Annotated in this window: 29 protein-coding genes; 12 read left to right on the top strand and 17 right to left on the bottom strand. The window is 64.8% G+C overall.

Translation table 11 applies throughout. From position 1 onward, the window contains the following. Positions 1–73 precede the first annotated feature (73 nt). Complete coding sequence (locus NE236_RS36960; protein WP_252846923.1) at positions 74–244, bottom strand: hypothetical protein; 171 nt, start codon at positions 242–244, stop codon at positions 74–76. A gap of 259 nt (positions 245–503) precedes the next feature. Between NE236_RS36960 and NE236_RS36955 the strand changes: the two genes are divergently transcribed. Together NE236_RS36955 and NE236_RS36950 are read left to right on the top strand one after the other, a co-directional pair. Then, complete coding sequence (locus tag NE236_RS36955) at positions 504–1634, top strand: helix-turn-helix domain-containing protein (protein ID WP_252846922.1); 1131 nt, start codon at positions 504–506, stop codon at positions 1632–1634. Positions 1635–1784: 150 nt separating this feature from the next. Continuing rightward, positions 1785–3221, top strand: coding sequence for a translocation/assembly module TamB domain-containing protein (locus NE236_RS36950; RefSeq protein WP_252846921.1), 1437 nt, complete (start codon positions 1785–1787; stop codon positions 3219–3221). Between the two features lie 34 nt (positions 3222–3255). Here the strand turns inward: NE236_RS36950 and NE236_RS36945 are convergent, their stop codons facing one another. The 3 genes from NE236_RS36945 to NE236_RS36935 all read right to left on the bottom strand — a co-directional run bounded on the left by NE236_RS36945 (position 3256) and on the right by NE236_RS36935 (position 4598). Then, on the bottom strand, positions 3256–3714 hold the full coding sequence (locus tag NE236_RS36945) for a GntR family transcriptional regulator (RefSeq protein ID WP_252846920.1): 459 nt from the start codon (positions 3712–3714) through the stop codon (positions 3256–3258). A gap of 279 nt (positions 3715–3993) precedes the next feature. Then, complete coding sequence (locus NE236_RS36940; protein WP_252846919.1) at positions 3994–4218, bottom strand: hypothetical protein; 225 nt, start codon at positions 4216–4218, stop codon at positions 3994–3996. Next, positions 4215–4598, bottom strand: coding sequence for a hypothetical protein (locus tag NE236_RS36935; protein WP_252846918.1), 384 nt, complete (start codon positions 4596–4598; stop codon positions 4215–4217). Before NE236_RS36935 ends, NE236_RS36940 begins: the two co-directional genes overlap by 4 nt. 155 nt (positions 4599–4753) lie before the next feature. Here NE236_RS36935 and NE236_RS36930 point away from each other — a divergent pair, with 155 nt between their 5' ends. Then, entirely contained in the window at positions 4754–5896 is a 1143-nt protein-coding gene (locus NE236_RS36930) for an NsdA family TPR-like regulatory protein (protein WP_252846917.1), read from the top strand. Here the strand turns inward: NE236_RS36930 and NE236_RS36925 are convergent. Beyond that, positions 5893–6462, bottom strand: coding sequence for an NUDIX domain-containing protein (locus NE236_RS36925; protein WP_252846916.1), 570 nt, complete (start codon positions 6460–6462; stop codon positions 5893–5895). The two genes, NE236_RS36930 and NE236_RS36925, sit on opposite strands and share 4 nt — an antisense overlap. A gap of 331 nt (positions 6463–6793) precedes the next feature. Here NE236_RS36925 and NE236_RS36920 point away from each other — a divergent pair, with 331 nt between their 5' ends. Both NE236_RS36920 and NE236_RS36915 read left to right on the top strand, forming a co-directional pair. Then, the gene (locus tag NE236_RS36920; protein WP_252846915.1) at positions 6794–7333 is read left to right on the top strand and encodes a hypothetical protein; all 540 of its coding nucleotides are present in this window, start codon (positions 6794–6796) and stop codon (positions 7331–7333) included. A gap of 203 nt (positions 7334–7536) precedes the next feature. Beyond that, positions 7537–8841 (top strand): PIN-like domain-containing protein, encoded by a 1305-nt coding sequence (locus NE236_RS36915; RefSeq protein WP_252846914.1) that lies wholly within the window; start codon positions 7537–7539, stop codon positions 8839–8841. Between the two features lie 565 nt (positions 8842–9406). Here the strand turns inward: NE236_RS36915 and NE236_RS36910 are convergent. The 3 genes from NE236_RS36910 to NE236_RS36900 are packed head-to-tail and all read right to left on the bottom strand — an operon-like array spanning position 9407 to position 11852. Then, positions 9407–10816 carry a tyrosine-type recombinase/integrase gene (locus tag NE236_RS36910; RefSeq protein ID WP_252846913.1) on the bottom strand — a complete coding sequence of 470 codons (1410 nt, stop codon included), beginning with the start codon at positions 10814–10816 and terminating at the stop codon, positions 9407–9409. After that, positions 10813–11004 carry a helix-turn-helix transcriptional regulator gene (locus tag NE236_RS36905; RefSeq protein WP_252846912.1) on the bottom strand — a complete coding sequence of 64 codons (192 nt, stop codon included), beginning with the start codon at positions 11002–11004 and terminating at the stop codon, positions 10813–10815. Before NE236_RS36905 ends, NE236_RS36910 begins: the two co-directional genes overlap by 4 nt. After that, positions 11001–11852, bottom strand: coding sequence for a replication initiator (locus tag NE236_RS36900; protein ID WP_252846911.1), 852 nt, complete (start codon positions 11850–11852; stop codon positions 11001–11003). The genes NE236_RS36905 and NE236_RS36900 overlap by 4 nt, the downstream gene beginning before the upstream one ends. A 40-nt stretch (positions 11853–11892) precedes the next feature. On the opposite strand from NE236_RS36900, the gene NE236_RS36895 reads away from it, so the two are divergent. The 5 genes from NE236_RS36895 to NE236_RS36875 all read left to right on the top strand — a co-directional run bounded on the left by NE236_RS36895 (position 11893) and on the right by NE236_RS36875 (position 15912). Then, a complete protein-coding gene (locus NE236_RS36895) occupies positions 11893–12780 on the top strand; it encodes a hypothetical protein (protein WP_252846910.1) in 888 nt (295 codons plus the stop codon). Beyond that, on the top strand, positions 12767–13948 hold the full coding sequence (locus NE236_RS36890) for a hypothetical protein (protein WP_252846909.1): 1182 nt from the start codon (positions 12767–12769) through the stop codon (positions 13946–13948). The genes NE236_RS36895 and NE236_RS36890 overlap by 14 nt, the downstream gene beginning before the upstream one ends. Next, positions 13902–14324, top strand: coding sequence for a gamma-glutamylcyclotransferase family protein (locus NE236_RS36885; protein WP_252846908.1), 423 nt, complete (start codon positions 13902–13904; stop codon positions 14322–14324). The genes NE236_RS36890 and NE236_RS36885 overlap by 47 nt, the downstream gene beginning before the upstream one ends. Positions 14325–14803: 479 nt before the next feature. Continuing rightward, positions 14804–15406 (top strand): hypothetical protein, encoded by a 603-nt coding sequence (locus NE236_RS36880; protein WP_252846907.1) that lies wholly within the window; start codon positions 14804–14806, stop codon positions 15404–15406. A gap of 146 nt (positions 15407–15552) precedes the next feature. Continuing rightward, complete coding sequence (locus NE236_RS36875) at positions 15553–15912, top strand: ankyrin repeat domain-containing protein (protein ID WP_252846906.1); 360 nt, start codon at positions 15553–15555, stop codon at positions 15910–15912. A gap of 256 nt (positions 15913–16168) precedes the next feature. Here NE236_RS36875 and NE236_RS36870 read toward each other — a convergent pair whose 3' ends face one another. The 7 genes from NE236_RS36870 to NE236_RS36840 form a co-directional block, all read right to left on the bottom strand. After that, positions 16169–16885, bottom strand: a complete 717-nt coding sequence (locus NE236_RS36870) for an SMI1/KNR4 family protein (protein WP_252846973.1) — start codon at positions 16883–16885, stop codon at positions 16169–16171. A 993-nt stretch (positions 16886–17878) separates the two neighbouring features. Continuing rightward, positions 17879–18241: a hypothetical protein gene (locus NE236_RS36865; protein ID WP_252846905.1), complete on the bottom strand. Its 363-nt coding sequence runs from the start codon at positions 18239–18241 to the stop codon at positions 17879–17881. A gap of 1 nt (position 18242) precedes the next feature. After that, positions 18243–18398 (bottom strand): hypothetical protein, encoded by a 156-nt coding sequence (locus NE236_RS36860; protein WP_252846904.1) that lies wholly within the window; start codon positions 18396–18398, stop codon positions 18243–18245. Positions 18399–18508: 110 nt separating this feature from the next. After that, entirely contained in the window at positions 18509–18808 is a 300-nt protein-coding gene (locus tag NE236_RS36855) for a hypothetical protein (RefSeq protein ID WP_252846903.1), read from the bottom strand. Positions 18809–19367: 559 nt separating this feature from the next. Beyond that, entirely contained in the window at positions 19368–19532 is a 165-nt protein-coding gene (locus NE236_RS36850; protein WP_252846902.1) for a hypothetical protein, read from the bottom strand. Continuing rightward, the gene (locus NE236_RS36845) at positions 19529–19816 is read right to left on the bottom strand and encodes a hypothetical protein (RefSeq protein WP_252846901.1); all 288 of its coding nucleotides are present in this window, start codon (positions 19814–19816) and stop codon (positions 19529–19531) included. The genes NE236_RS36850 and NE236_RS36845 overlap by 4 nt, the downstream gene beginning before the upstream one ends. Next, positions 19813–20145 (bottom strand): hypothetical protein, encoded by a 333-nt coding sequence (locus tag NE236_RS36840; RefSeq protein ID WP_252846900.1) that lies wholly within the window; start codon positions 20143–20145, stop codon positions 19813–19815. The genes NE236_RS36845 and NE236_RS36840 overlap by 4 nt, the downstream gene beginning before the upstream one ends. 113 nt (positions 20146–20258) lie before the next feature. On the opposite strand from NE236_RS36840, the gene NE236_RS36835 reads away from it, so the two are divergent. Beyond that, complete coding sequence (locus tag NE236_RS36835; RefSeq protein ID WP_252846899.1) at positions 20259–21584, top strand: NsdA family TPR-like regulatory protein; 1326 nt, start codon at positions 20259–20261, stop codon at positions 21582–21584. On the opposite strand, the gene cutA is transcribed toward NE236_RS36835, so the two are convergent. After that, complete coding sequence (gene cutA / locus NE236_RS36830; protein WP_252846898.1) at positions 21526–21840, bottom strand: divalent-cation tolerance protein CutA; 315 nt, start codon at positions 21838–21840, stop codon at positions 21526–21528. The two genes, NE236_RS36835 and cutA, sit on opposite strands and share 59 nt — an antisense overlap. A 95-nt stretch (positions 21841–21935) precedes the next feature. After that, a complete protein-coding gene (locus tag NE236_RS36825; RefSeq protein WP_252846897.1) occupies positions 21936–22259 on the bottom strand; it encodes a hypothetical protein in 324 nt (107 codons plus the stop codon). A gap of 542 nt (positions 22260–22801) precedes the next feature. Between NE236_RS36825 and NE236_RS36820 the strand changes: the two genes are divergently transcribed. After that, positions 22802–22960, top strand: coding sequence for a hypothetical protein (locus NE236_RS36820; protein WP_252846896.1), 159 nt, complete (start codon positions 22802–22804; stop codon positions 22958–22960). Positions 22961–23240: the final 280 nt, after the last annotated feature.

The following is a 23240-nucleotide window of genomic DNA, read 5'->3' as shown; positions in this document are numbered from 1 at the left end:
CTCCGGGTTGATCGGGGTCGTGATCGGTTGGGGGCGGCAGATCCGATGCCGTGCTTGGTGGCTGTGCAGCGGATCAGCCGGTGTGGATGGCGGAAGCGAACTTGCCCAGCGCAGCGGCGCCCTGGGAGATGAGTCCGGCGAGGTTGTTGGCCATGTGGGCGGCGGCGGTGGGGTTCTTGAACACGAAGACCACGACGATCGCGCCGACCACGTAGCGCGGCCACTTCTTCGGCTGGGGGAACATCAGCGAACCTCCTCCGCCGTTTACTAGACAAGAGGTACATGTACAGATAACGCGCCTCGGCGATCACCTGTCAAGTCCCTTCTGCTTGTGGAGCCTTGGCCTCATCGGCCCGACGTGATCCAGGTTCGCCGCTGCGGGGGACCCGGCAACAGATGACACCGGCCGACAGTGGATGACTGTCATCCCCTTGTCAGGTCGCGTAGATCCGGGAGAATGACGGGTCAGTAAACATGTGCGACCTGTACGGCTAGGAGTGCTGGTGACCCCGTTGCGCGCCCAGCGGGAGCAACGCGGATGGACTCAGGCCCAGCTCGACAGGCGGCTTCGCGAGGTGGCCAAGAGACACAAAGAGGCGCTCCCTCCGCCGAAGAGCCTCGGCCGTCAGATCTCACGCTGGGAGAACGGCCACGGTCCGGTCGGCGACTTCTACCAGCCGCTGTTCTGCGAGGTGTACGACTGCTCGCCAGCCGAACTCGGCTTCGTCGAACTGCCCAAGGTGACCGTCACCGATCACGAGTCGACAGACGAGCTCGCAACGGAGCTGGCACGGGCCGCTTCCGTCGACGTCGAGGTGGCCAACCTGCTTCAGGCCCAGACGGACGGCATCCGGCTTCTGGACGGACGCCAGGGCGCGCAACTCATCCGCGACCAGATGCGCGCCCACATCGCCCACATCGAGGAACTGAACCGCCACGCCGTACGCCCTGGCGTACGCGGCATGCTCGCCAAGGTGCTCGCAGACACCGCCGCCCTGGCTGGGTGGCAGGCGCTCGACGTTGGCACACCGCGAGAGTCGTGGGAACACTTCGAACGCGCCAAGTCCGCAGCGCGAGAGGCCGAAGATTCCTCCCTTCTAGCCTTCGCGACCGCCGAGCAGGCTTACGTGCTCCTCGACCTGGGGAACGCGGAGCAGGCCGCTGAACTGGTCGGATACGCCCGTCAGCAAGCCGCGAGTAAGGTGCCGGCCCTAATGCGAACCTGGCTCGCCGCCGCACAAGCGGAGATGGCCGCCGCCATGAGGAATGCCGCCCCTGACGCCGTCCGAAAGGCACTCGAGGAAGCGACTGGCCTCCTACCGGCAGCACCGGACGACCCGCTGCCCTACCTCGTACTTAACGAGACGCACCTTGCCCGCTGGCGGGGGAACTGTCTCGCGCGGCTGGGTGATGCTGACGCGATCGAGGAACTGAGTGCAGGGCTTGTCAGCGTGGACGGCACCTATGCGCGCGCTGAGGCCGGCGTCCGAATCGATCTCGCCGCCGCTCTCCTGGTCCGTGGTGAGCGCGGACCGGCTGAGGAACATCTACGCGTCGCGCGCCTCCTGGTCAATCGCACTGGATCGCTCCGTCAAAAACGCCGGATAGAGCGACTTGCCGAATACGAACGTTGAGGAGGGCATGAGCTGCCAGACGCTCAGCCGGGCTCCGGTCGCTCAGTACCTGGACGAACCTGCCTCTCGACGATCCAATGCCCGCGAAAGGCTGCCGACGGCACCGCCAGCCGTTGACATGAAGATCGGTTACGCGAGAGGGTCCCGCCGATGAAGATCACAGATCTAACAGCGGCCGAACGTCGAATATGGCGAGCGTTCCCGCGCGGGGAGAGGGTCAAGTTTCGTGATACCGATGAGCGGGCGGTGCGAGCCGAGGTAATCCAGTCACTGTTGCTCGGCAATGTTTCAGAGGATGGAAAAATAGCTGCACTCCGGCTGGAGGGTGCGCATATCTCCGGACGACTGAACCTGGCCTACGCAATCATCGACCAGCCAATCAGTTTGCGTGCTTGTCGTTTCGAATACCCCCCGACCTTTTATGGGGCGCAAGTCCGCCAGCTTAATCTAAGCAGGTCATATCTCCCGGAGCTTGACGCCCCGACCATTCGTGTCGCTGGCGTGCTGCGAATCACCGGCTGCCGTATTCCCGGTCCGGTGAAGCTCGGTGGGGCGAAGATTTCCGGAGCCCTCTTTGCCGACAGGGCGAATCTCGGCGACGAACACAGTAGCGATCAAGGACAGAACGCGGTCCTACAACTGAACCATGCCACCATCGGCGATGACCTCTCGGCGGAAGGTCTGGTAACCCACGGACAAGTCCGACTCGTCGGCGCCACGATTAGCGGGGCCGTGAACTTTGAGAAGGCAAGCCTGAGTAACCCGGGCCACACCGCTCTGAAGGCCGAAAACCTCACTGTCGGCTCCAACCTGGTCGCAAAATCGATCCAAGTCGACGGCAGAGTAAATCTACGAGGTTCCAAGATTCCCGGGAAACTGGACCTCGACTATGCGCGACTGTCCAATCCGGGTGGAGTGGCGTTTCGAGCCAGCAGTTGCACGGTCGGAGAACTCTGGCTACGGGAGGCGATGCCAATCGTCGGTGAGGTCAACCTACGGCGCTCCCAGTTCAGTCTTATTTCTGTCGCTCCCGAGATATGGCCGGACCGCGTCAAGCTAAACGGACTTTCTTATGGCGCGATAATTCCGCCGCTGCCCGCCAGTAGACGGCTGGAACTATTGGAACGCGAGCATGACTACGTGCCGCATGCGTATGAACAGCTCACCGCCGCATACCGGCGAATCGGTGACGACGCCGCTGCCCGTGCCGTGCAGCTTGCCAAACAACGTCGCCATCGTAAAACGCTGTCCTGGTACGCCAAGGTTTGGGGCTACATGCAGGACGCCACCGTGGGTTATGGCTTCCGGCCGACGCGTGCCATGGCCTGGCTGTTGGCTCTCATGCTCTTTGGGACGGTGGTCTATGGATTCCACCATCCCAGCCCGGTTGAACCGGTAAAGGGTCCCGACTTCAATTCCGCTGTCTATACACTCGATCTTCTGCTACCGATCATCGACTTCGGCCAGGAAAAGGCGTTCACTCCTCATGGCCCCTACCAATGGCTCGCCTATCTTCTGATCGCGGCAGGCTGGATATTGGCCACAACAGTCGTTGCCGGTATAACTCGCATTGTCAGTCGACAGTAGCTGCGTCCATAGGTGCGAGAATGGCGACAGCGGCTTACGCTCTATCCGTGCGTACGATTCGTCCTTTGCCGTGGACAACTTCAACCAAGCCGCGGCCGTCGAGTTCGCCGAGTGCAGAGCGGATGGTATTCCGAGATGCTTGGAACTGTTCGGCTAGCTGGGCCTCGCCGGGGAGTTGGGAGCCTGGTGGGTAGTCGCCGGTTTCGATAGCGGCGATGAGCTCTGCGGCGATGCGCCGGTAACGCGGTGTCTTGTCCGCCTGTTCCTCGCTGCGGACGATCCGGCCGACAGCGGGAAGCGCGTCCACCAGGCCGTCATTCTCCAGCTTCCTAAGTGCCTCGCGGGCTGTGCCGCGAGCAACGCCGAACTCCGCCGAAACGGCTGCCTCGGAGGGCAGTTTGTCGCCGGGCTTGAGTTGACCCCCGCGGATGCGGTCGCGTAGGACAGCAGCGATCTTGAGATACACGGCGTCGCTGCTCTTGGGCCTGGCCACGTGGCTCCTTCCGGCTTCTTGCGATGACAGAGTAGAGGGTGCGGTTCGCGACCGGCCGCACCGTTGGTGATGGCCCCGGCGGGGCGGGTTGGTGTCATGGCCATGAGCTACCGGTCGTGCCCCGCCGGGGAGATCAGGGCGCGGGGGCACGACGTCGCCGGCCCCTCACCTCCGGCACCGCCGCGCCCCCGCTCTTCACCCATGACGCCAAGACGACGCACACGTCATGGGTGACCGCGCGACCGAGCCTCCCCGGTCGTGGCTGGGCGCGCGGCGTCTTCACCTCCTGTTGGCGTTGATGATCGCTCCCGTGAGTTCGTCCGGTCCGGCGCCCTCGACCAGCGACCAGCGGTCTCCGGCCCTCACGATCGCCCACCACCGTTGTGTGAACGCGCCGAACCACACCACGGCGGATGGGAAGCGGCGTCCCAGCATCGAGGCCGTTGAGACCACCTCGCTCCCGACCGGTGGGGTCAGGCCGTCGATCAGCGTTGGCGCCGTCATGCCACGGGTCCCGTGTCGGCGTGGTCGAGGCGCAGAACGCGCGTGATCCGGTTAGCCGCCTGGTTGAAGTCCTCGGCCGGGCACAGGTACTCCAGTTCCGACGGAGCTTCCCGTGTCGGTCCCGACCACACCCAGAACCATGCGAGCCGTCCGGACTCGCCGTCGCGTTGGCAGACGACGCTCTGACGAAGCCCTGGGCTCATCGTCATCGCCCGCGGTTCACCGCCGGGCGGGTCAGCGGCGGGGTTCTTCGCCCACACCATCCGGGCGCCGAACGCCTCGGCGACGAGACCGCGTTCGACGAGTGCGGCCGTGAGTTGGTTGAGGAAGCGAGCGACCGTATCCGGGGTCGCGTCCGAGCCTGACTCCATGACGCCCATGGCGCGGGTCTCCTTCCTGTGCCGGAAGCGTGGACATGTGGTGCCGACCAGGAGCGATGACATCGCCTGTGACGCCCATCGCGGAAGCCCGCACCGGTTAACACGGGGCTGTTAACCGGCGGCGGGAGTCGGTACCAGTGGGACATGCTGAAGCCATGACGCGGGACGGCGGCGATGGCGCGGACATGACGCCACTACGGCGGACACGGGACGAGTTCGGATGGAAGGTGTCCCAGCTCATCGCGGTGTTGAGGCGCTGTGCGCCCCACGCCGGCGTGACTCTCGGCAGTGACAAGAGCCTCAAGACCACGATCTCGCGCCACGAGACCGGCAAAGTGACCCCAGATGACTGGCGGAAGCTCTACCGCCTCGCGTACGGCCGCACGGACGAAGAGCTCGGCTTTACCGGCCCGATCGCGCCAGAGATGACGGCGCCGGCGGATGAACTTCGGCAGCGCCTCGCCACCGCGCGGCGAGTTGATATGCCGCTGGTCCGGCAGATGCACCAGCAGGTTCACCAGATCCGGCTACTCGATCGCCGTCTTGGCGCTCCCTCACTGCTGGAACAGACGCGATCGGTGATGGCGACGTTGGCCGAACTGCTGGCCTACAGCCTCAATCCGTCCGTGCGGGAAGCACTCGCGGCGGTCCTGGCCGATGCCGGCGCTCTCGCGGCCTGGCAGGCGCTCGACGTCGGCGCCGTGCAACAGGCGTGGGCACACTACGAGACCGCTAAGACCGCCGCACGCGAGGCAGCATCGCCCGTACTGTTCGCGCACGCCATGGGGGAACAGACGTACGCCCTGCATGACCTTGGACGGCTCACGGACGCTCTGAGCCTCGTACGCCAGGCACGGACGTTGGCCGGTAAGGGCTGCCCGCCGTTGCTGCTGTGCTGGCTGCATGCCGTCGAGGCAGAGGTACAGGCCGCACTCGCCGATGACGCGTGCCGCAAGACACTGGAACGCTCGGCGATGTTCCTGCCCGCAGAAGCGGACGATCCAGCGCTGCCGTTCATCACGCTCAACGAAGCCCACCACGCGCGATGGCGTGGCCACTGCCTCGCCCAGGTCGGCGATGAAGAGGCGGTCACCTACCTGACGACCGCACTCCACGAGATAGATGCGTCCTTCGTCCGGGCGGCAGCCGGCCTCCGCTGCGACCTGGCGCTAGCACTCGCCGCGCAAGGCGAACTCGACGAAGCCCGAGCACACCTACGCCGTGCCCGGCTGCTGGCCAACCAAGTCGGCTCAGTCCGGCAGCGCAAGCGGATCATGAGCGTCGGGCTTGCGGCCTAGGAAGCGCCCTCAGCACCGCGCTTGGCCAGCAGATACAGCAATCCCACCAGTGACCCAGAGCCCAGCACCTCGCCCTTACTGATGAGCTCCAAGACGGTGCTCATCGGGAGCCAATCGATACGTGCGGCCTCTTCAAGGTCGGTCGGCTCGCCCACCAGCTCGGCCCCACGACCGATGTAGACCTCATGTGGGGTGTCCACCATGCCGACCATGGGCTGAAAGCTCACCGCGTGCTCCATCGTCCGGGGGCGCCAACCGGTCTCCTCTTCGACCTCACGGGCTGCTGCTGCCGCCCCCTCCTCACCCTTGTCGATGATGCCCCCGGGCAGCTCCCAGCCCCATGAGTCGTCGACGAACCGGTGGCGCCACATCATCAGCACCTCATCGACCTCGTTGAGGACCAGGGCGACGGCGACGCGCTGAAGCCGCACCACGTGATACTCGAAGCGCCGGCCGTCCGGCGGCTCGATGTCCACCAAGGTCAGCCGAACCCACGGGTTGTCATAGATCGTGCGCTCGCCGAAGACTTTCGTCCTCAGCTCTTCTGGGCGCTCAGGAGTGCTCACCCACAGGACGGTACCGGTCCTGTCCTACATGTCCAGCGGTTCGTCTTGGCCGCTACCTGCGGGACGGAGGAGGCTACGGCAGCCATGGCCGAAGTTGGCTGGGCAACGCCATCCGATCGCGCTGATTTGGGACATCGCGCAAGCTTCTCCAGAAGCATGCACCAATCCGTAAGAACGGGTGGCAAGGACCGTGATCGTTGCCGCGTTATACGTGAGCACGCGCGGATCCGTCAATGGGCCTGAGACATCTTCATCAAGAAGGATGGCTTGATTCGGCCATCATCCCGGTGCCTCTTTCCGGTAACTGTGTCCTGTCCTAACATGCTTCTTGATGAGCGAACCCGAAGACCCGGGCACCCCTCGGTCGTCAGATGACTATGAGCGGCTTCGAGAGATCTCCGAGAATCTCGCAGCGGCCGTGACCAATATGAATTCTCCCCAGGCTGAGCCTCGGGGAGTCGTCGGGTCTGTTAAGAAGATCAATAGCCTCATAGTCGGCCTAGCGGGACTAATCGCCGCCATCATTGCAATCTCTCAGGCAGGGAAAGCGGCGCTCAAGAAGCTTGGCATTCACGTCAGTGCCAAGAACGTCAACGGCGACAAGCTTGCGCAGTCCTTGCAGCGGGAAGTTGTTCGTCATTGGCATAGCGTCGCTCACTGGCGAACCCATATGTCCTGGTGGCAGATCATCCTAATTTTCGTAGTAGGCATGGTCTCGATACACAACAGTCAGTACGGTGAGAGCCCTATGCGGACTGGACTGCTATGCGCTTTGCTGATTTGGGTGTTGTGGGCAACGACGCCGACGTGGGGACTTGTGTTGATGGTGATTGTCGCAGCTCTAATGGTCTTGTGGATGGAATTTCTTTGAGTGTTGCTGCGTGAGGAGACCTCGCGGCTCGCCCGAGAAGAGCCTGTCGGGCGTAGTCGGTCCGAGCAGGAAGGGAGGGCGCCGGACGCCGCCCCTGTTTGTGTGACTAGTCGAGACGTCGCCACATTCGCTACGCTTGCGGTCTGCATCCGGAATCTGGTCGGCAAGGGAACGCGGCGATTATCTTCACGACTTGAGGTTGGGTGATTCTTGTGGAGGACGGGCTTCAAGCTACAAGCTTTCAATCTCTATTTCAAGAATATTATGCGCCGTCAGAAGAGATGCGGAAGCGCCTTATACTATCGGGTCTGGTATGTCTTGACGCCAATGTAATGCTCGACGCTTATCGATTCGCCCCGAAAGCCAGAGAAGAGCTGTTTCGGGTGCTCGGGCTTATTGGTGAGCGACTTTGGGTCCCGCATCAGGCAGCTTTTGAGTTTCATAGAAACCGCGTCAAAGTGATCGCCGACCATGCGAAGGCCTATAAGGAGGCATCGGAGGCAATCGATGAGTTGAGAAATAAGTTTGAAGAGTCGCTGACCTCCGCCATTAGTGCGCTAGGCAAGGCGACGGCCTTGCGAAAGGAAGAGCAGGAAAGGATTGTGAAGCCGCTCGCTAAGGCTTTGGATCGAGCAGCGGCCGCTGTGGAGGAACTTCGAGAGGAGCACGGGATATCGCTAGATAAGATGGTTGCCAATGATCCAGTGAGAGATAGATTTGAGAAGATCATCGGAAACAAGGTTGGTAAGCCATTCGATGGTCCAACTTATGAGGAGGTGCGAAAGGAGGCGGGACGTAGGGTCAACCAGAAGATTCCACCGGGCTATGCCGATGCGAAGACAAAGGACGACGCAACCGGAGACTACTTCCTTTGGAGGCAAATACTCGATGAGGCGGCAAAGAGAAAGCTGCCGATCCTCCTCGTGACGCGCGATAAAAAGGAGGATTGGATTCGACGCGAAAAAGGGCGGACAATCTCGGCGCGTCCAGAGCTTATCGATGAGGCAAAGCGCGTCGCAGGTGCAGATCTAGTTATTCTCGATACTGAGTCGTTTCTATATCATGCGCGAAGATATCTTGGCGCTACGGTAAGTGATGATTTCCTGGAGCAAGTGGCTAGCTTGCCTCCTGTCGTAGAGGTCGCTCCTGGGAGACCCGAATACATAGAGATGCCGATAGAAATCTATGATCGAGCCGTAGCGATTGCCGAGTATCTTTTGCAGGAGAAGCGGCGCCAATATGAAAACGCCTCCGAAGAAATGGGGCAGATGGTGAAGGCGTCGAGTGAGGATGGGAGAGATCTATCCAGTGAAGCGAAATATCGAATGATGAACGCCAAGCGTGAGCTTGACCATGCGAGGCAAGTGCGGGATGCGTTGCTCGGCAAGATAGCGAAAACGGCGAGCCAAGTGGTAGTCGCCATCGAAGATCCAAAAGCTTCTTATCGCATCCGAAGCTTGATCGACCATGTGCCGTTGAGAGTTCCTAGTCAGTCAGGCGAGCTGTGACGAAGCACCCAGTACGTCCGAGTAACCCTCGCGCAGCGGGTTCCTCGCATCCCAGATCAAGCACGGGATATGCGCGGGATGACCGTGTCTCTCAACGACCCACGGCGTGGGGTAAGCGAGGTCAGCGGGGGATCGTAGGCCGAATCGCCGACCCTCTGTAAATCCGCCGGCTCGTCTGGGCGGAGCCGACCGCCCGTGTCGGAGGTTCAGCGTCGCGGCTCCTCGTGCACGGAGTACGCCGCTCGTGGGTAGCAGGTGGGTACACGCAGCGTTCTGGTCGAAGATTGTGCAGGTCAGAAGCGTTTCAGCCGTTGCGTTCCTAAACCGTGTGCCGCAGGTTCGAATCCTGCCGGGGGCACCCACCTGATCAAGGAAAACCCCGGCTGACCAGTACGAACACAGGTCGCCGGGGTTTCGCATGTGTGCAGCCGTATGCCACCGGAAGCAGCCCCCGGCCGTTGGTCGCGGGATATACGCGGGATGAGAATCCGGGCGTCGACCCAGGTCAGCCCCCAAAAAGCGAAGGGCTCCGGGATGAACCGGAGCCCTGTCACCGTAGCGCGCGTCACGCCGCAAGTGCCTTCTCGATCATGCGGTTGATCCGTTCCTCATCGCCGTCGAGGCATCCCGCGTAGACCTTCCACAGCACCTCGACACTGTGGCCCAGCCGCCGGGCGACCTCCTCGGGCGGGACACCAGCGTTGAGGAGCAGCGTCGCACAGGCGTGCCGGAGGTCGTACGGCCGACCGGCGAGCGGTGTGACCTGTTGCTCGGGGGAGAGGCCGATGGTCCGGGCGTCCTGCCAGATGCGCCATACGGCCGACGCGGAAACGGTTCCGCCCGTCGAGGTACGGAACAGCCGGCCATCCTCGGCCGCCCCGAACTCGTCGAGGTGTTCGCGGAGAATCCGCACCAGTTCCGGCGGGATCGGGACCACTCGCTTCTCACCGACCGGACGCCGCTTCAGGCCCTTATCGTCGTGCGTCTTGCCGCTGTCGGTGTAGAGCCGACCAGGACCAGGCCGCGACCGCGCGAGCACCAGCCGACCCCATGCCGCCTTGAGCCGACCGCAGGAGCAGTCACCGTCGCAGGCGCACAGCTCGGGAAGCTCGCAGTCCTGACGCCGCAGGCCAGCCGCCTCAGAGGGGCGAAGACCGCCGTAGTACATGCAGGCGTACAGCGCCCGGAGACGACGACCACGGCCGTTGAACCGGCCCACGTAGGTCACCGCGGCAAGGAGTTGCCGCGCCTGGACGGGATTGGCAACAACGCTCCGGTCAACCTGCTCGACCTTGTCGGGTGCCTTCCAATCGACCTGGTCGATTGGATTGGCGTCGAGCAGCTTCCGCTCTTTGACCGCGTACTTGAGCACGTTGTACAGGACCGCACGCTTCCGGGCGATGGTCGTGGCAGCCGCTGGGCGACCGTCCATGGTGACCGCGATGGCGTTCAGCGCGGAGCGCGTTACATCAGCCTCGGCCAGAGCCACCACGGGGAGCGATCGGCTTTGCAGCCACTTGAGCGCCGCAGCCTCGTCGTTCGGTACAGGCAGTTCCCAGCGCGGCGGATTCAGCGCATGGTGGAGAAGAGCCCGCCGGAGAAGCTTCGCGTCCGGGGCACCCTTCTTGTCCGTGACGAGTGCGGGCGTCACCGTCGCCAAGGCATCGAGAGTGCTCTTGCGGGTCTCACCGGCCGCAGGCGACCACTTGGCCTTGATGTACGACCTCACGAGGTCGTACCAGGTGACGGCCGACTCCTTGGGAAGCATCGACTCGGGCAGGCCCGTCTCTACGTCGAACGCTTCACCCGCCTTTGCCGCTTGTCGCAGGTCGGACAGGAAGCTCTCAGCCAAGGCCTTGGTCCGGCGCGTCCGAGAGCGCTGCTTGCCAGCGACGACCCAGCGGATCTCGTACGAGGCCGTTTTGCTGGACTTGTTCCGGCGGACGTCCCAGAACTTCACATCCGTCGACTTCACGCCGCCTCCCGCAAGGTCTCCAGCCAGGAGGCGAACTCACTGCGCCAAATCCGGATCTCGCCGTTCGGCAGCTTGAGGCCGGCGGGAGCGTTGCCCAGTTCACGCCACCGGTAGAACGTCCGGCGGGAGACCCCACCGAGTTCGGCGAGGACTTCGGGAACGGTCATCAGCTCATCTCGTCTGCTCACATGACCTCCATGAGTTCCGGCAGGCTTCCGCCCGCTCCGGTAGAGCCGAGAGGGGGCAGTGGCTTGCCGCTGAGAGCGGCGGTCAGGAACGCTTCGCCTGGCGTGTGGCCCTGGCCGACGTAGTCCCAGTGCGCGACGACGAGCACCTGGTCCTCGTCGAAGAGGGGCAGTCGGCCGGTCGTGATGTCGTGTTCGCGCTGGTTGAAGGCCATGCGTGCCTGGCGGAGCGCGCCGAGGGTGGTCGAGTAGCGGCGGGACTTGGTGGAGAAGTGGCCCCGGAAGCCGAGCATGTGCGCCCAGTCGGCAAGCCGAAGGTCGGCCATCTCTTCCAGCGCCCCGAGACGCCGACACTCGGCGATCAACCGGCGCGCGTGGTCGCGGATGTCCAGCCGGTCGAGGTCATCGGTCGCACGGATACGCCGGTCCAGGGTGCCGACGCACTCAGCCGCTTTGGTGGCGTACTTGGCGATGTAGCCGGCTACGGCTTGGTCGGTCAGTTCGCCGGTCGTGGTGATCGCCCGGACGTCGACCTGAGAGCCCCACACCAGCGCGCGGGCCGGAAGGTCCTCAGCCTCCGGCGTGGTCACCGTGACCGCACGGGCAGCGTGGCGTACCGCGCCGTCGAGGAGGTCACCGGTCGCCCAGACAGGCGGGGACATAGTCGGCCCGTCCGGTCCGTCGAGGCGGATGACGGCATGGAAGTGGACGACGCCCCGCCGTTGGTATTCGGCGACCTTGGCGAACGACACAGTGAGGACGCCGCGCAGTTCGGCTACGGTCAGGCCTGCCGCCTTGGCCAGCCGCCGCCGTAGGGCGAGGGTGAAGCGGTGGACCTCTGGCGAAGTCAAAGGCCTTCCGTACTCCGACCACTGCCGGGTTCTGGAGAAGATGTTCCCCGGGTGGACGGCCGAGCAGTTGTTCGAGCGGGTCACCGACGACAAGGCCGAGCGCCCGCCGCCGGCTGAAGAACCCGCCAGCACGGACAAGGCGACCGAACTGCTGAAGGCGATCGATCAGAACCTTCACGCGCCTCAGGGCGACATCGAGTGGGGTCCGCCCGCAGAGCCGGCCGCATCAGTCTCCCCGGCCCTGGTCCACACGGTGGAAGGAGCCAGCGACACCGCTCGCAGACTCGGGCGTCAACTGCTTGAGCTGCAACGCGTCCTCCGCCTCAGCGATGACGAGGCCGCCCAGTTGGCCCAGTTGTCGGGGAACATCGTTGAGCTGTCGATGAGCATCGACATCGATATCGATCCCGACGGGTGGTCCCGGGTGACCTATCGCCATCAGATGCTCAACCTGAGCGACAAGCCCATGGCTCGCCTGTCGCGGGAGGTGTGGTTCGAGAACACACGGGACCGGCTCAGTATCGACCCGGTCAGCGACCCGGACCGTCGCGTCATGATCCAGCGCATTCACGACACCGCGAACCTGTCCACGTTCGCCTGCCAGATCTCCCCGCCGATCCAGCCGGGGGAGACGGCCACCGTTGGCTGTGTCTGCGAAGGCGGGCAGTTCCTGAACGATCACTACTGGCGGCAGTCGATCCCTCGGTACACGCGGCACTACACCCTCCGTGTCCGGCACCAGGGCGCCCGCCAGTTGTTGCGGTGCTGGGCGACCGAGGAGGAGCCCAACGGTTCGGAGAACTCTGCTGAGGATGCTTTGGTGTGGGACTACGACGGGGATGACGTCGTGATGACCCTGACCCGCGACCACCTGCGCCCGAACCAGGCCCTCACACTGCGATGGGATGTCCCGCATGAGCCCGCGTGATGCGATCGAGGCGACTCTTCGCGCCTGGAACGCTTATGAGATAGAGCGGGGCGATTCACCGATCATCGATTTCGACTGCTTCCCCGCCGGCCCGGAAGCTGAACCGGCATCCGACCGCCTCACCGTCTATCGCCAACTCGCTCAGCTCCGCACGTCGGCCGAAGGCCCATTGGCCAGCCGACTGGACGCCGATCTTGCCTATCTCGGTGCCCTTCTCGGCGAACGGCCACCACTGAGCGACTACATCCGTGCCACCCAAGGCTGCGGGTCCGCCGGATGGCCGGACGACTACGTCGCCGAACGCGCTGAGCTGGCCCGCCGCGCGCTTGCTGATCTAGGCATCGGATGGGGGCCGAAGACCAATGCCGACCTCAGCCAGGTCGAAGGCTTGCTGGACGTGAACGAGGCCCCCGACACCATCCGCCAGGCCGCGCAAGAGCTTGAACCGGCCGTACGGGAGGCGACCGGCAGCACCGCCCCCTACACGCTGACGATCGAGACGACCGAGGTCGACGCCTACTGGGCGTACTGGCTCGACGGCGCCGGCGAACACGTCCGCCTGCGGCTCAACCTGCCCAACGTCGAGTTCACCCAGGCCGGTGCCCGGCAGTTCGCCCTCCACGAAGTCCTCGGACACGGCCTGCAAAGCGCCAGCCTTTCAGCCAGGGCAGCCAACGACGACGTTCCGTGGGTCCGCCTGCTGTCCATCCACGCCCCGCAGCAAGTCATGCTCGAAGGACTCGCCCAGGCATGGCCGCTGTTCATCCTTCCCGATGACAAGGTGCTCATCGCCCGCCTGCGGCTCAGCCACTACACCCATCTCGTCCTCGCCCAGGTCCACCGCGCCATCAACGCGGGAACCCCGGCGATCGAGTGCGCCGACCACCTACGCGCCTGCCTGCCCTGGGAGAGTGACAAGACCATCGCCGGTGACCTGACCGACCGGGGAGCCGACCCCACCCACCGGTCCTACATGTGGGCCTACCCGGCGGGGTTCGACTGGTTCACCGCCCTCGCCGAGGCCGACGTTAAGGTGTCCCGGGAGGTGCTCAATGCCGCATACCGGGACCCACTCACCCCAGCCGACCTCGCCGAGCTCTGGACCGAAGGACCGCCTATCGGTGGACCCGGAGGCCCTGTTCGTCTACGGAAGCCTCCAATTCCCTGACGTCCTGTTCGCTCTCATCGACCGCGTCCCCGACCACGAACCCGTGGCCGCCGAGGGATGGCGCGTCGCCGCGCTCCCCGAACGGGTCTACCCCGGACTGGTCCCCGGCGACGGCATCGCCCGCGGATTCCTCCTGACCGGACTCACCGCCGAAGAATGGCGCGTGCTGGACGCTTTCGAAGACCCCGTCTACGACCTCACGCGAATCGCCCTCGTCGACGGCCGCCACGGGTGGGGATACGTCTGCAACCCAGGAGCCGACGTCGAGGCCCACGACTGGTCCGCCGAAAACTTCCAGGCGCAACACCTTCCGACCTACGTCGAACGCTGCGCGGCATGGCGTCAACGCTACGAACAGCGGGAACAAGCCGGCTGACAAGCATCAACCGGGACAAGACAACGCAGGCAGTCCGCCCGGATGAGGACTTTCTTCACGTCTTTAAAGGCGGCCCGCAAGCGGGCCGCCGGGGCAGCCGCCCGGCCCTCGGGCCGGGCGTGCGGCCTCTGCGGGCCGACCCGTCCCGAGACCGGTCGGCCGCCCCACCCAATACGGAACACCACCGCAGACCGGAGGAGTAGCCAACCGCCAGACCGCTTGCTCTCCACGCTGCGCGAGGCTCGCAGCCGCGAACGGCGCGTCAAGGCCAAGTCGTTGCCCGGTCGACAGATCGAGCCGGGAGGGAGACGGCAATTACGAGGGGAAGCCGGAAATATATCGACAATCCGCCCAGGCGGCGACGCCGAGACGTTGCGCTCCGACAAGATCCATCCTGTTAGCCTCAGACCTTCCCTGGGACGCGGCACCCGCCGAACCCACCCCGGAGACTAGCGCGGTTAAACAGGAGGCCGGCACCGATGGCATTGGGCGTCGAGTTCGCCAGCGTGATCGTTCGAACCGCTGACGCAGACCGTACCCTCCCCGGCGGTCTCGACGAGTTCGCGCCAACCCAACCCAACTACATCGAGGATGAGCACCTTTTCCGCGTCGGATTCATGAGCACCCGCGAAGCCGACGAGCTTATCGATCATCTTCTCTCGCTCGGACTGCCCGGCAAAGCTGTCACCGCCGAGCAGATGAACAAACCCCTGCCCCCCTGGCTACAACGCGACGAGGTGAACGGCCTTCGCGCGGTCTGGCTGGCCGGGGAAAATCGGGGAGAGCTCGTGCCGCCACTGCAAAGCATCCTCCTACGAGGACCTTTGCGCCTACGGGACACCATCACCTCGATGCACGCTGACGGCGAAATCAGCATCCGGCGCATGCCGCCAGGTGAACACGGGAACGACCGGCTTGAGATTGCGCAAGCAGATGCTCTCGTCGATCTTGACATCCTTCAAACTGCCGACAGCGATACCATCGCTCTACAAGCGATTCGCCGTCAGGAGCGAAACCGTCATTGCCGCGCCGACATCGAACTGCTGAAGTGGCTCAAGACAGCCCTACACAATGCGGCCTAACGCCGCGACGATCGCTGTGGGTGGTTGCGCGCCGTTCGGGGTCAGGGCGATCGGCTGACGCGCCGCTTCCGGTCCTCGGAGCCTGGCGGCTCCTGCGGTCCGGGTCAGCTTGTCCTCGAATATAAACGCTGAGCATGGAGGTAGCAATGGGAGACGAAGTTTTGAACGAGCTGCAGCTAGGCGATGACGAATGGACACCTGTCCATAAGTCTGTAGAGGCCAGTGATTACGAAGAACTAACTATGTTCCTAGATTCGGGAGTCGACCCAAACGAGATGTGCTTCGGTCATACACTGCTCACTCATGCCATCGATGTCGAAGGCGACGGACACTTGCAGTCGAATTATCCCCTTAACACCGCTGCGACCGCCATATTGTTGGCCTATGGCGCCGATCCTGAACTGCCGGCCGCTGACGGTGAAACCCCTATGCAAATAGCTGAACGCTACAGTCATGAACCGGCGAAGCGTTTGATGCAACAGTTCATGAACACTAGAAGAAGATAAGACGCTCTCGCGCTGCCAACCCTTCTCGTCATGGCGAGGGTCGGTACGAACGGCGGGACGGCGTCGGTTGCTAACGCATCTGCTAACAACAGCTCTGGTCGGCCCTGGACGGTTGCGGACGGCGCAGCGGGTCCCGAAGCAGGTCAGAGGACAATCCTGGACGGTCGTGGACGTTCCTGATCTTGCTACGGATCAGATGGGGAGCGCTGTCCTATCCGGTTGGTGTCCTGGCGGCGCGCCGCGATCGAGACTGGTGTTAGGCCTTCCGGCTTGCGGTGACGCGGTGGACCACGAACTCGCTGTCATGGGTTGTTGCGTCCGGAGTCGGGTTCCAATCGAAGAAGCGTCGGCCGACCAGAGGGTGGTAGGCGGGGAAGTGGTCTCGGCGGAGCTCGCGGAAGGTGGGGTAGGAGTTCTGGAAGGGCGCGCCGGTCTCCACTGCAGTGGCCATGGCGTCGAAGAACTCGGTCAGGCTGGTCCCCCACAAGGTGACGTCGCTGGCGCCGGAGCCCATCCCGAACTCATAAACGTGCCCGTAGGTGGGTCCGGGGCAGTGATCGACGAACGCCAGCCCGCCGTCGTTCGGCTCGGCGAACGGAACCCACCGGTGTGACCGTGCGATGACCGGTTCGTCCGTCCAGATGTCGCGCCAGTCTCCCCAGTTTTCGGGGAAGTCTTCGTGGAAGTCCAGCAGGATTTGCCTCATAGAGATGATCTGGTCGGTGCCGCTGAGTCGGTGCCCGATCGGTAGGAAGCATCCGAAGCTGGGACGCGATACGTCCCAGGGTGTTCCGTCGTGAAGCCGCAGAAGTGCCGTCAACTCAGGGTGCAGCTCAACACCGTAGGCGGTCTCGATAGCAGCGATCTGTTCCTCGGTCGCCGCAGGCCGCAGCACGGCGTGATCGTCGGGCGCGTGTTCGGCGAGCCAACCCGAAAAGCGTGCCCAAGCGCGGTGGAACGGCGTGATGTCCATCTGGTCCACAGCGCGACCCTAGAAGAAGCCTCGGACATCCTTGCGACCAGCATCTGTCCGACTGTTCCTACTGCCTGAGGCGCGGCCACCTGACGACAGCGGTGACGGCAATGACGACAACCAACGCCACACGATTACGACCACCAGACGCCGTCTGCCCGCGATCGCCGACCATCGAGCGTGGGCTGCCGTCGGATACGGATCAGATAGTGTCCGCTCCTGGCGATCAGGACGATGGTGCTGCACGCCGCTGCCGTGTGTCGGTGCCTGTCTCTAGGGTCTAGCTGTGCCTAACGAGCCTTCGTACGATGCGGCCGACGTTCGTTGGCAACTCGCTGGCTATCCCGTGCGAGAAGGCCCGCCGACGATTTTCCCGATCACGGCTGAGCAGCTGGATCAGATTCGTGACATGTTGGACCGCGGACCTGAGTGGGACGTCGACTGGTATCCAGTTGAGGCGGACATGTGGCCTCGGTTGAGGCAGGTCCTCGGCTGCCCGCGCCCGAATCGCCGGCTGGTCTGGTTCTTGGAGACGGCGGTCGCCGAGGCGTGAACCAACGATTCCCGCGCGGGATATACGCGGGATGGCCTCCCGCCCCTCACGTCGCCGAGGCCGTTTCAGCGCAGGTCAGGCCCCGCATGTCCGCCGTATCGCCTGTGGATTCCTAAACCGTGTGCCGCAGGTTCGAATCCTGGCGGGGGCACCTAGATCAACCAGCCAAAACCCCGCACTGACCTGGGGAAACCCTACTCCAATCGGGCTCCGCTCATGCGCAGATGTGTGCCACCGGATGCCCGGATGCGCCGCAGGGCGCGGATACACCGCGGATACGCGTAGAAGAGCGCCTGATCATCCCACTCCGATCAGGGCGGTAGGTGCCCCATACGTGTGAGATCAGCCAACGTATCCGCAGGTCACCAGGGACGTAACCGCATACGTGATGCGGCATCCCCCTAGGCTCGGGGAGTGCGAAAGCCTCGCCCTTTCCGGGGTCAGGCGCTGCGGAGGCAGGCCGGGCACGGCAACTCGACCAGCTTGCCGTGGACATCACCGCCGACCATGTCTGCGCCGAGATTGATGACCTTCCCCGTACCGAAACACTGCGGGCAGCCCGGCATACCCTTGACCGCCGGATGCTCCCACGCGGCTGGCAACGGGCCGTGCACCTTCGGGTCGTACTCCTCATCGCCCTCGGGTTGCCGGTAGCCGTCGGTGCGCTGGTGGCCGCCCTCGGCGGGCTCGTAGTCACCGCCGACCCGACCCCTGCCCTGACAGAACTGGCAGCGCAGGCGGACCGGGCCGAGAGTCGTCTCTCCTCGGCCGTCGCACTCGGGGCAGGTGATCGGGTCGGTCATCTCATTTCTTTCCGGTGCCGTTGCAGGCGTTGCACTTGATCCACTTCTTCGGCTTGGCCTTGCCGGGCTGGCCGTTGCCGTGCTCCCACCAGCCGCCTTGCCCGTGGCATCCGGTGCACTTCGGCCGCTCGTTGGGTTCGATGATCTTCTTGCGCATTGCGTTCCCTCCCGAGGGTCACGGTCCCGCGGTACGTCGTCAAGCACCGCGACGATTAGGGCTGCGGCCCCGGAGCCGCACACGCATCCGGGGCCGCTGGTCGGTGTCGGTCAGGACGGGTCGGCGTTCATCTTCCCGAGTAGCACACGGGCGTCGCCTGAGAACGTCTGCGCTGCTTCGAACAGGCTCCCGGCGTGCCCAAGGCGGAACTGGACGTCGTTGTATTCCGGTCCGACGTTCTCGATGATGCGGTCGATGACCATCTGGATCGTCCGGCCGTGTTCGCCCAGCCCCCGCAGATGCTCGGCGAGCGCCTCGAGGTCGTCCGGCTTGGCGTCCGTCCGGGTGACTTCCTCCAGAACCTCGAGTTGCCTGCCGGTGATGATGAGCCGGTCGGCCAGCGTCGTCATCGGTTCTCCGTCACGCCGGCCTCGATGCGGCAGCCGCCCGCGCCGCTGTGGCTGCTCTTGATCCAACTGATGCCGCGTTCGATGGGGGTCATGGATGTCCTCTCGTCGGTTCGGTGATGGCCACGGCCCCGGGTGTCCGCGACACAAACCGGGGCCGTGGCGAGGGCCGCCGAGAAAGCTCCGACCTTCGTGCGACGCCGGTGCTCGAACACCCGCGACCGCGTGACCCGCTCGGCGAACCCCACGGAACGGCCGCTTCTGGAAAGACGGTCGCTCCTCGCAGGACCGCCGGGCGGGATTCCCTCGCCGCGCCCGGCGGTCCGCTGCCCCGGCAGAGGACAGACCTCCATACCTGCCGGGACGTCTCTGGTTAGGCCGCCTGGGGGAACTACGAGCTTCCCCGCCAGTAACCTCGTGCTCACCCCAGGCGACCCGTTTGGACCCGTGCGGCCGTCCTCAGGGGGCTGAAACGACCGCACGGGGGTCTGGTGGGCCGCGTCCCGTCGATCCGGTTGTCGGGTCGGATCCTTCGTGGCCAAACGGCGGGACGCGCCCACGTCTACGCCCCGGCGTCGAGGCGGGCGAGGATCGCCCGTGTCTCGTCGGGGAACAGGTGGATGAGCCGCTCAAGCGCGGCCAGCTGCGCCTCTCGGTTCGGATTCCCGACCACGGACACCTCATCGAGCAGGCGCCGGAAGTCGCCGACCTGGTTGCCGATGCTCATTCGATCAACGCCTGACCGTGTGCCACGGCATACCGGACTTCCCGGCACCGTTGCAGCAGCCGCGCGGGGTCCGGCTCGTCGACGATGAGCGGGCCCGCGGTGAACGTGGCGAACGCCGTGTACGCGCGCCGCCAACGCGACCACATCACCGCCCAGTCGCGGCAGGCCGCCTGAACCGCGGCGAGATCTTGAGGACTCGGATCCGTGACGACCGGACGGCGGATCGGAGGACGCACCGGCCCGGCCGGCTCGATGCCGACGAGGTGCCGGATGCCCGCGATCACTGCTCTGCCCTGGCAGGCTCCGCGACGCGGAGCACGTTCGACAGACGGCGGGCCGCCTCGTCGACGTCGTCAGCGGGCACCATCGGCTCGTACTCGAGCGGAGCGTCGCGGGTCGGCCCCGACCAGACCCACCACCACCAGAGCGCGCCCTGGTGTTCGCGGGCGACGATCGGCTGCGTCATCCGCGTGTCGCCGGGGTTCCGTACCTCGACGACACCGTCTGAGCGCACCGCGACGTTCAAGCCGTCGCGCAGCAGCAGCGGCGCGAGCTTGAGCACCAGGGCCCTGACGGTGTCGACAGGTGGGGAAGGGTTCGTTTGCGCGTGCACCTGACGCCTCCCGAATTCCGTCGCGTTTCGACTACGGTCAGTGAAGGGGCTGCGTACCAGGCAGCGACAGAGGACAATGCGGAGCACGACGGAGCACGCGAGGGTGCTCTGGGATGCTCGGCAAAGGTGCACGCAACACGATGGCCGACGTTCGTAGGGTGTGGACTGACCGCATCCGGGAGGAGCGCAAGGCGCGCGTCTGGGATAAGCCGGAGATGGCGCGCCGGCTTGCGGATGCCGCCGGAGAGGCGCGCAACAGGCTTCCGAGCCACGAGAGCCTGCTGTCGTACGTCAAGCGCTGGGAGCGCGGCGACGTGGACGAGATCAGCGAGCGCTACCGACTCCTGTACGCCTGCGCGTTCGAGATGTCCGAAGAAGAACTCTTCGGGGAAGGCGAGGACGATGTGGACCGTCGGGAGTTCGTGGGGTCGTCACTGGCCGCCGGGCTCAGGCTCGCCATGCCCAGGGCTGCCAATCTCGATGGTGGGCGTCGGATCGGGACACAGGAGGTCGTACGGCTACATAACCGGACGGCCCGGCTCCGACGTCTGGATGACGTGCTGGGCGGTGCGGAAACCTATCCGGTCTACGCGGCCGAACTGAAGTCCACGATCGCCATCGCCGACAAGGCAAGCTATTCCGACGCGACTGGCCGCGCGCTCATGGGAGTCATCGCCAAACAGGCTCAGCAGGCCGGATGGGCCGCTTTTGACGCCGGACGGCACGCGCCGGCCCGTCAGCACTTTAAGCACAGCCTCACTGCTGCATCGGATGCCGGAGACACATCCTTGATCGCCAACTCGCTGGCGTTCCTCGCCTATCAGAAGGTCAGCACCGGGCAGCCAGGCGCCTCCGAGGCCGACGCCTCATGTCGCGTTGCGGACAGCGACGAGACACCTCGAGCAGTCCAGGCGTTGCTCCGCGAGCGCGCCGCTTGGGCCCATGCCGTCGCCGGGAACGCACGAGCCACTGAGCAGGCGCTCGATCTGGCACGTGAGGCACTCGACGGCGGTCACGATCGGCAAGGCCCGGACTGGGCGCTCTGGGTGGATCAAACCGAGCTGCAGATCATGACCGGCCGCTGCTGGAGCGTCCTGGGCGAACCGAGCCGCGCCATCCCCGCCCTTGCGGACGCTCTTGATCGATACGAGGACACGCACGCGCGAGATAAGGCGCTGTACCTGACGTGGCTTGCGGATGCTCACATCGATGACGGCGACATCGAGCAGGCCGCAGCCGTCACCCGCCGCGCGGTCGTGCTGTGCGCTGACATCGCATCGGTTCGTCCGCGGCACCGCATCGAAGAGACGCTCAAGCGGCTGGAGCCGCACCGTGGCGTGATCGCGGTGGCCGAACTGATCGATGAGGCTGAGACACTCCTCAGGCAGTCGCCCGGCTCACCCAGGCCAGGTACGCCGCCGAGCCACCGAGAGGCGTGAAGGACACCTCAGGGTTGTCCCACGGGTGCGCATGGAGGAGATGCTCCTCCAATTCCGGATAGCGGTCCTCGGCGGTCTTGAGCACGACCTGCCACTCTTCGCCGGTGCCGAACTCGCCCAGATGCCAAAACGCCGTAGTCGCTGGCCCGAAGACCTGGCCGGACGCGGCAAGACGCGCCTTGACCGCCGAGTTCAGCAACTCGATCGCCGTCTCGCGATTGTCCGCCGTTGTGGATACCTGTACGTACTTCGCCATACAACGGAGCCTAACGATGTCTACGCTGAGAGGCGCGTGCACCAAAGACGCCCCGCCGGTCGACCTGGCGGGGCGTCTCTGCGCTGTCGTGTCGGCTACTCGTCGGCCCACCGCTGGTAGCTCTCGGCGGGCATCTCGACGAGCTTGGCCCGCAGGTACTCGACGTGCCAGGCCACGTCCGCGTCGTCGCGGTCGAGGATGCTCCGCAGCGTGACGAGGGCCTGCATCAGCCGCCGGTCGAGGATCTCCTTGTAGATCTCCTCGTCGCCTGCCGTGCGCGGGTACGGGATGTCGAGCGCGTCGCGCACGGCGGTGAGGGCGTCTCGCCAGTCCGGGCGCGCGCCGTCGCGGCGGCCGGCGATGTATCCGGCCCGGTAGTAGAGATCCCGCACGCGGTCGTGGGTCTTGCGGTTCCTCATGGGTAGGGGCCTCCTGCGTCCGGTTGGGGCCCCGGTCGGGTGGTCTCGTCACCGCGTTCCGGGGGCTGTCTCTTGAGGGGGCAGGCCGCCAGCAACGCCGCCGCGACGCGGTGGTAGCAGGCGTAGCGGCCCTTGACGCCAGCGGCGCAGGTGCAGCCCTGCGGTGCGGTCTTGTACGTGGCGGTGCCGTCGCTGGAGACACCTGGAAAACCCGGCGGCCGCGCAGGGGGACGATGCCCTTGTCCGCGATGAGCTGGCGGGCCTTCTCGACTGTCGTGGCTTTGAAGCCGGCGGTCTTGACGGCGGCCTCGCGGCGCTCCTCGCGCTCGCACTGCCGGCCGATCCCACGGGCCACCGAGTGGGACGCGGTGAGAGGCCACGGGCCCGGCGATGAACTCCTCGGCGAACCCGCCACCGCGATCGAGCTCGGCCGGGCCCCGTGCGGCGTCGGGCGGGTTGTTGAGGTGGTCGGCCAAGCGTCTTCGCGGACTGTTGACCCTGCAGGCCCCTATAGGGCGCGTACAAACTAAAGGAGAGCGGGAATGCCCAGCTGGAAAAACCACCTCGAGGAGCTGCGGGAGGCGGCTACCGTCGAGGCGCAGGCCCCCGGGACCAGCCCGAAGCAGAAGCAGGTGCTTAAGGACTTGGTCGAGGAGCTCGACGAGGAAATCCCGACGGCTGACGGTGGCAGTGGCAGCTGACTAGGGAACTGGCCACTTAGAACGACAGCCTCCAATACGCCGCCCCTTTGCCTCTGGAGTTCTCTTCAGAGGCGAAGGGGCGGTTTCGTTCTTAGCTTGTTCTTTAGGTGCGCCACGAGCGCTGAAGGTGAGGTTGGTGTGTAGGCGATCTTGCTGGATGTGGTGCCCTGCAGGAGATGAAGGTCTGGCCCTTCGGCGTCGTCCTGCGGGGGGGAGACGTCAAACGGGCTCGCACCGATCACGTTCGAACATCACATGGCAGAAGCACGGAGGACATCAA

The sequence above is a fragment of the Actinoallomurus purpureus genome (assembly GCF_024055795.1).
In the GTDB taxonomy this organism is placed as follows: Bacteria; Actinomycetota; Actinomycetes; order Streptosporangiales; family Streptosporangiaceae; genus Actinoallomurus; species Actinoallomurus purpureus.
The sequence above is the reverse complement of the archived record's forward strand: the minus strand, read 5'-3'. Positions and strand labels throughout refer to the sequence as shown.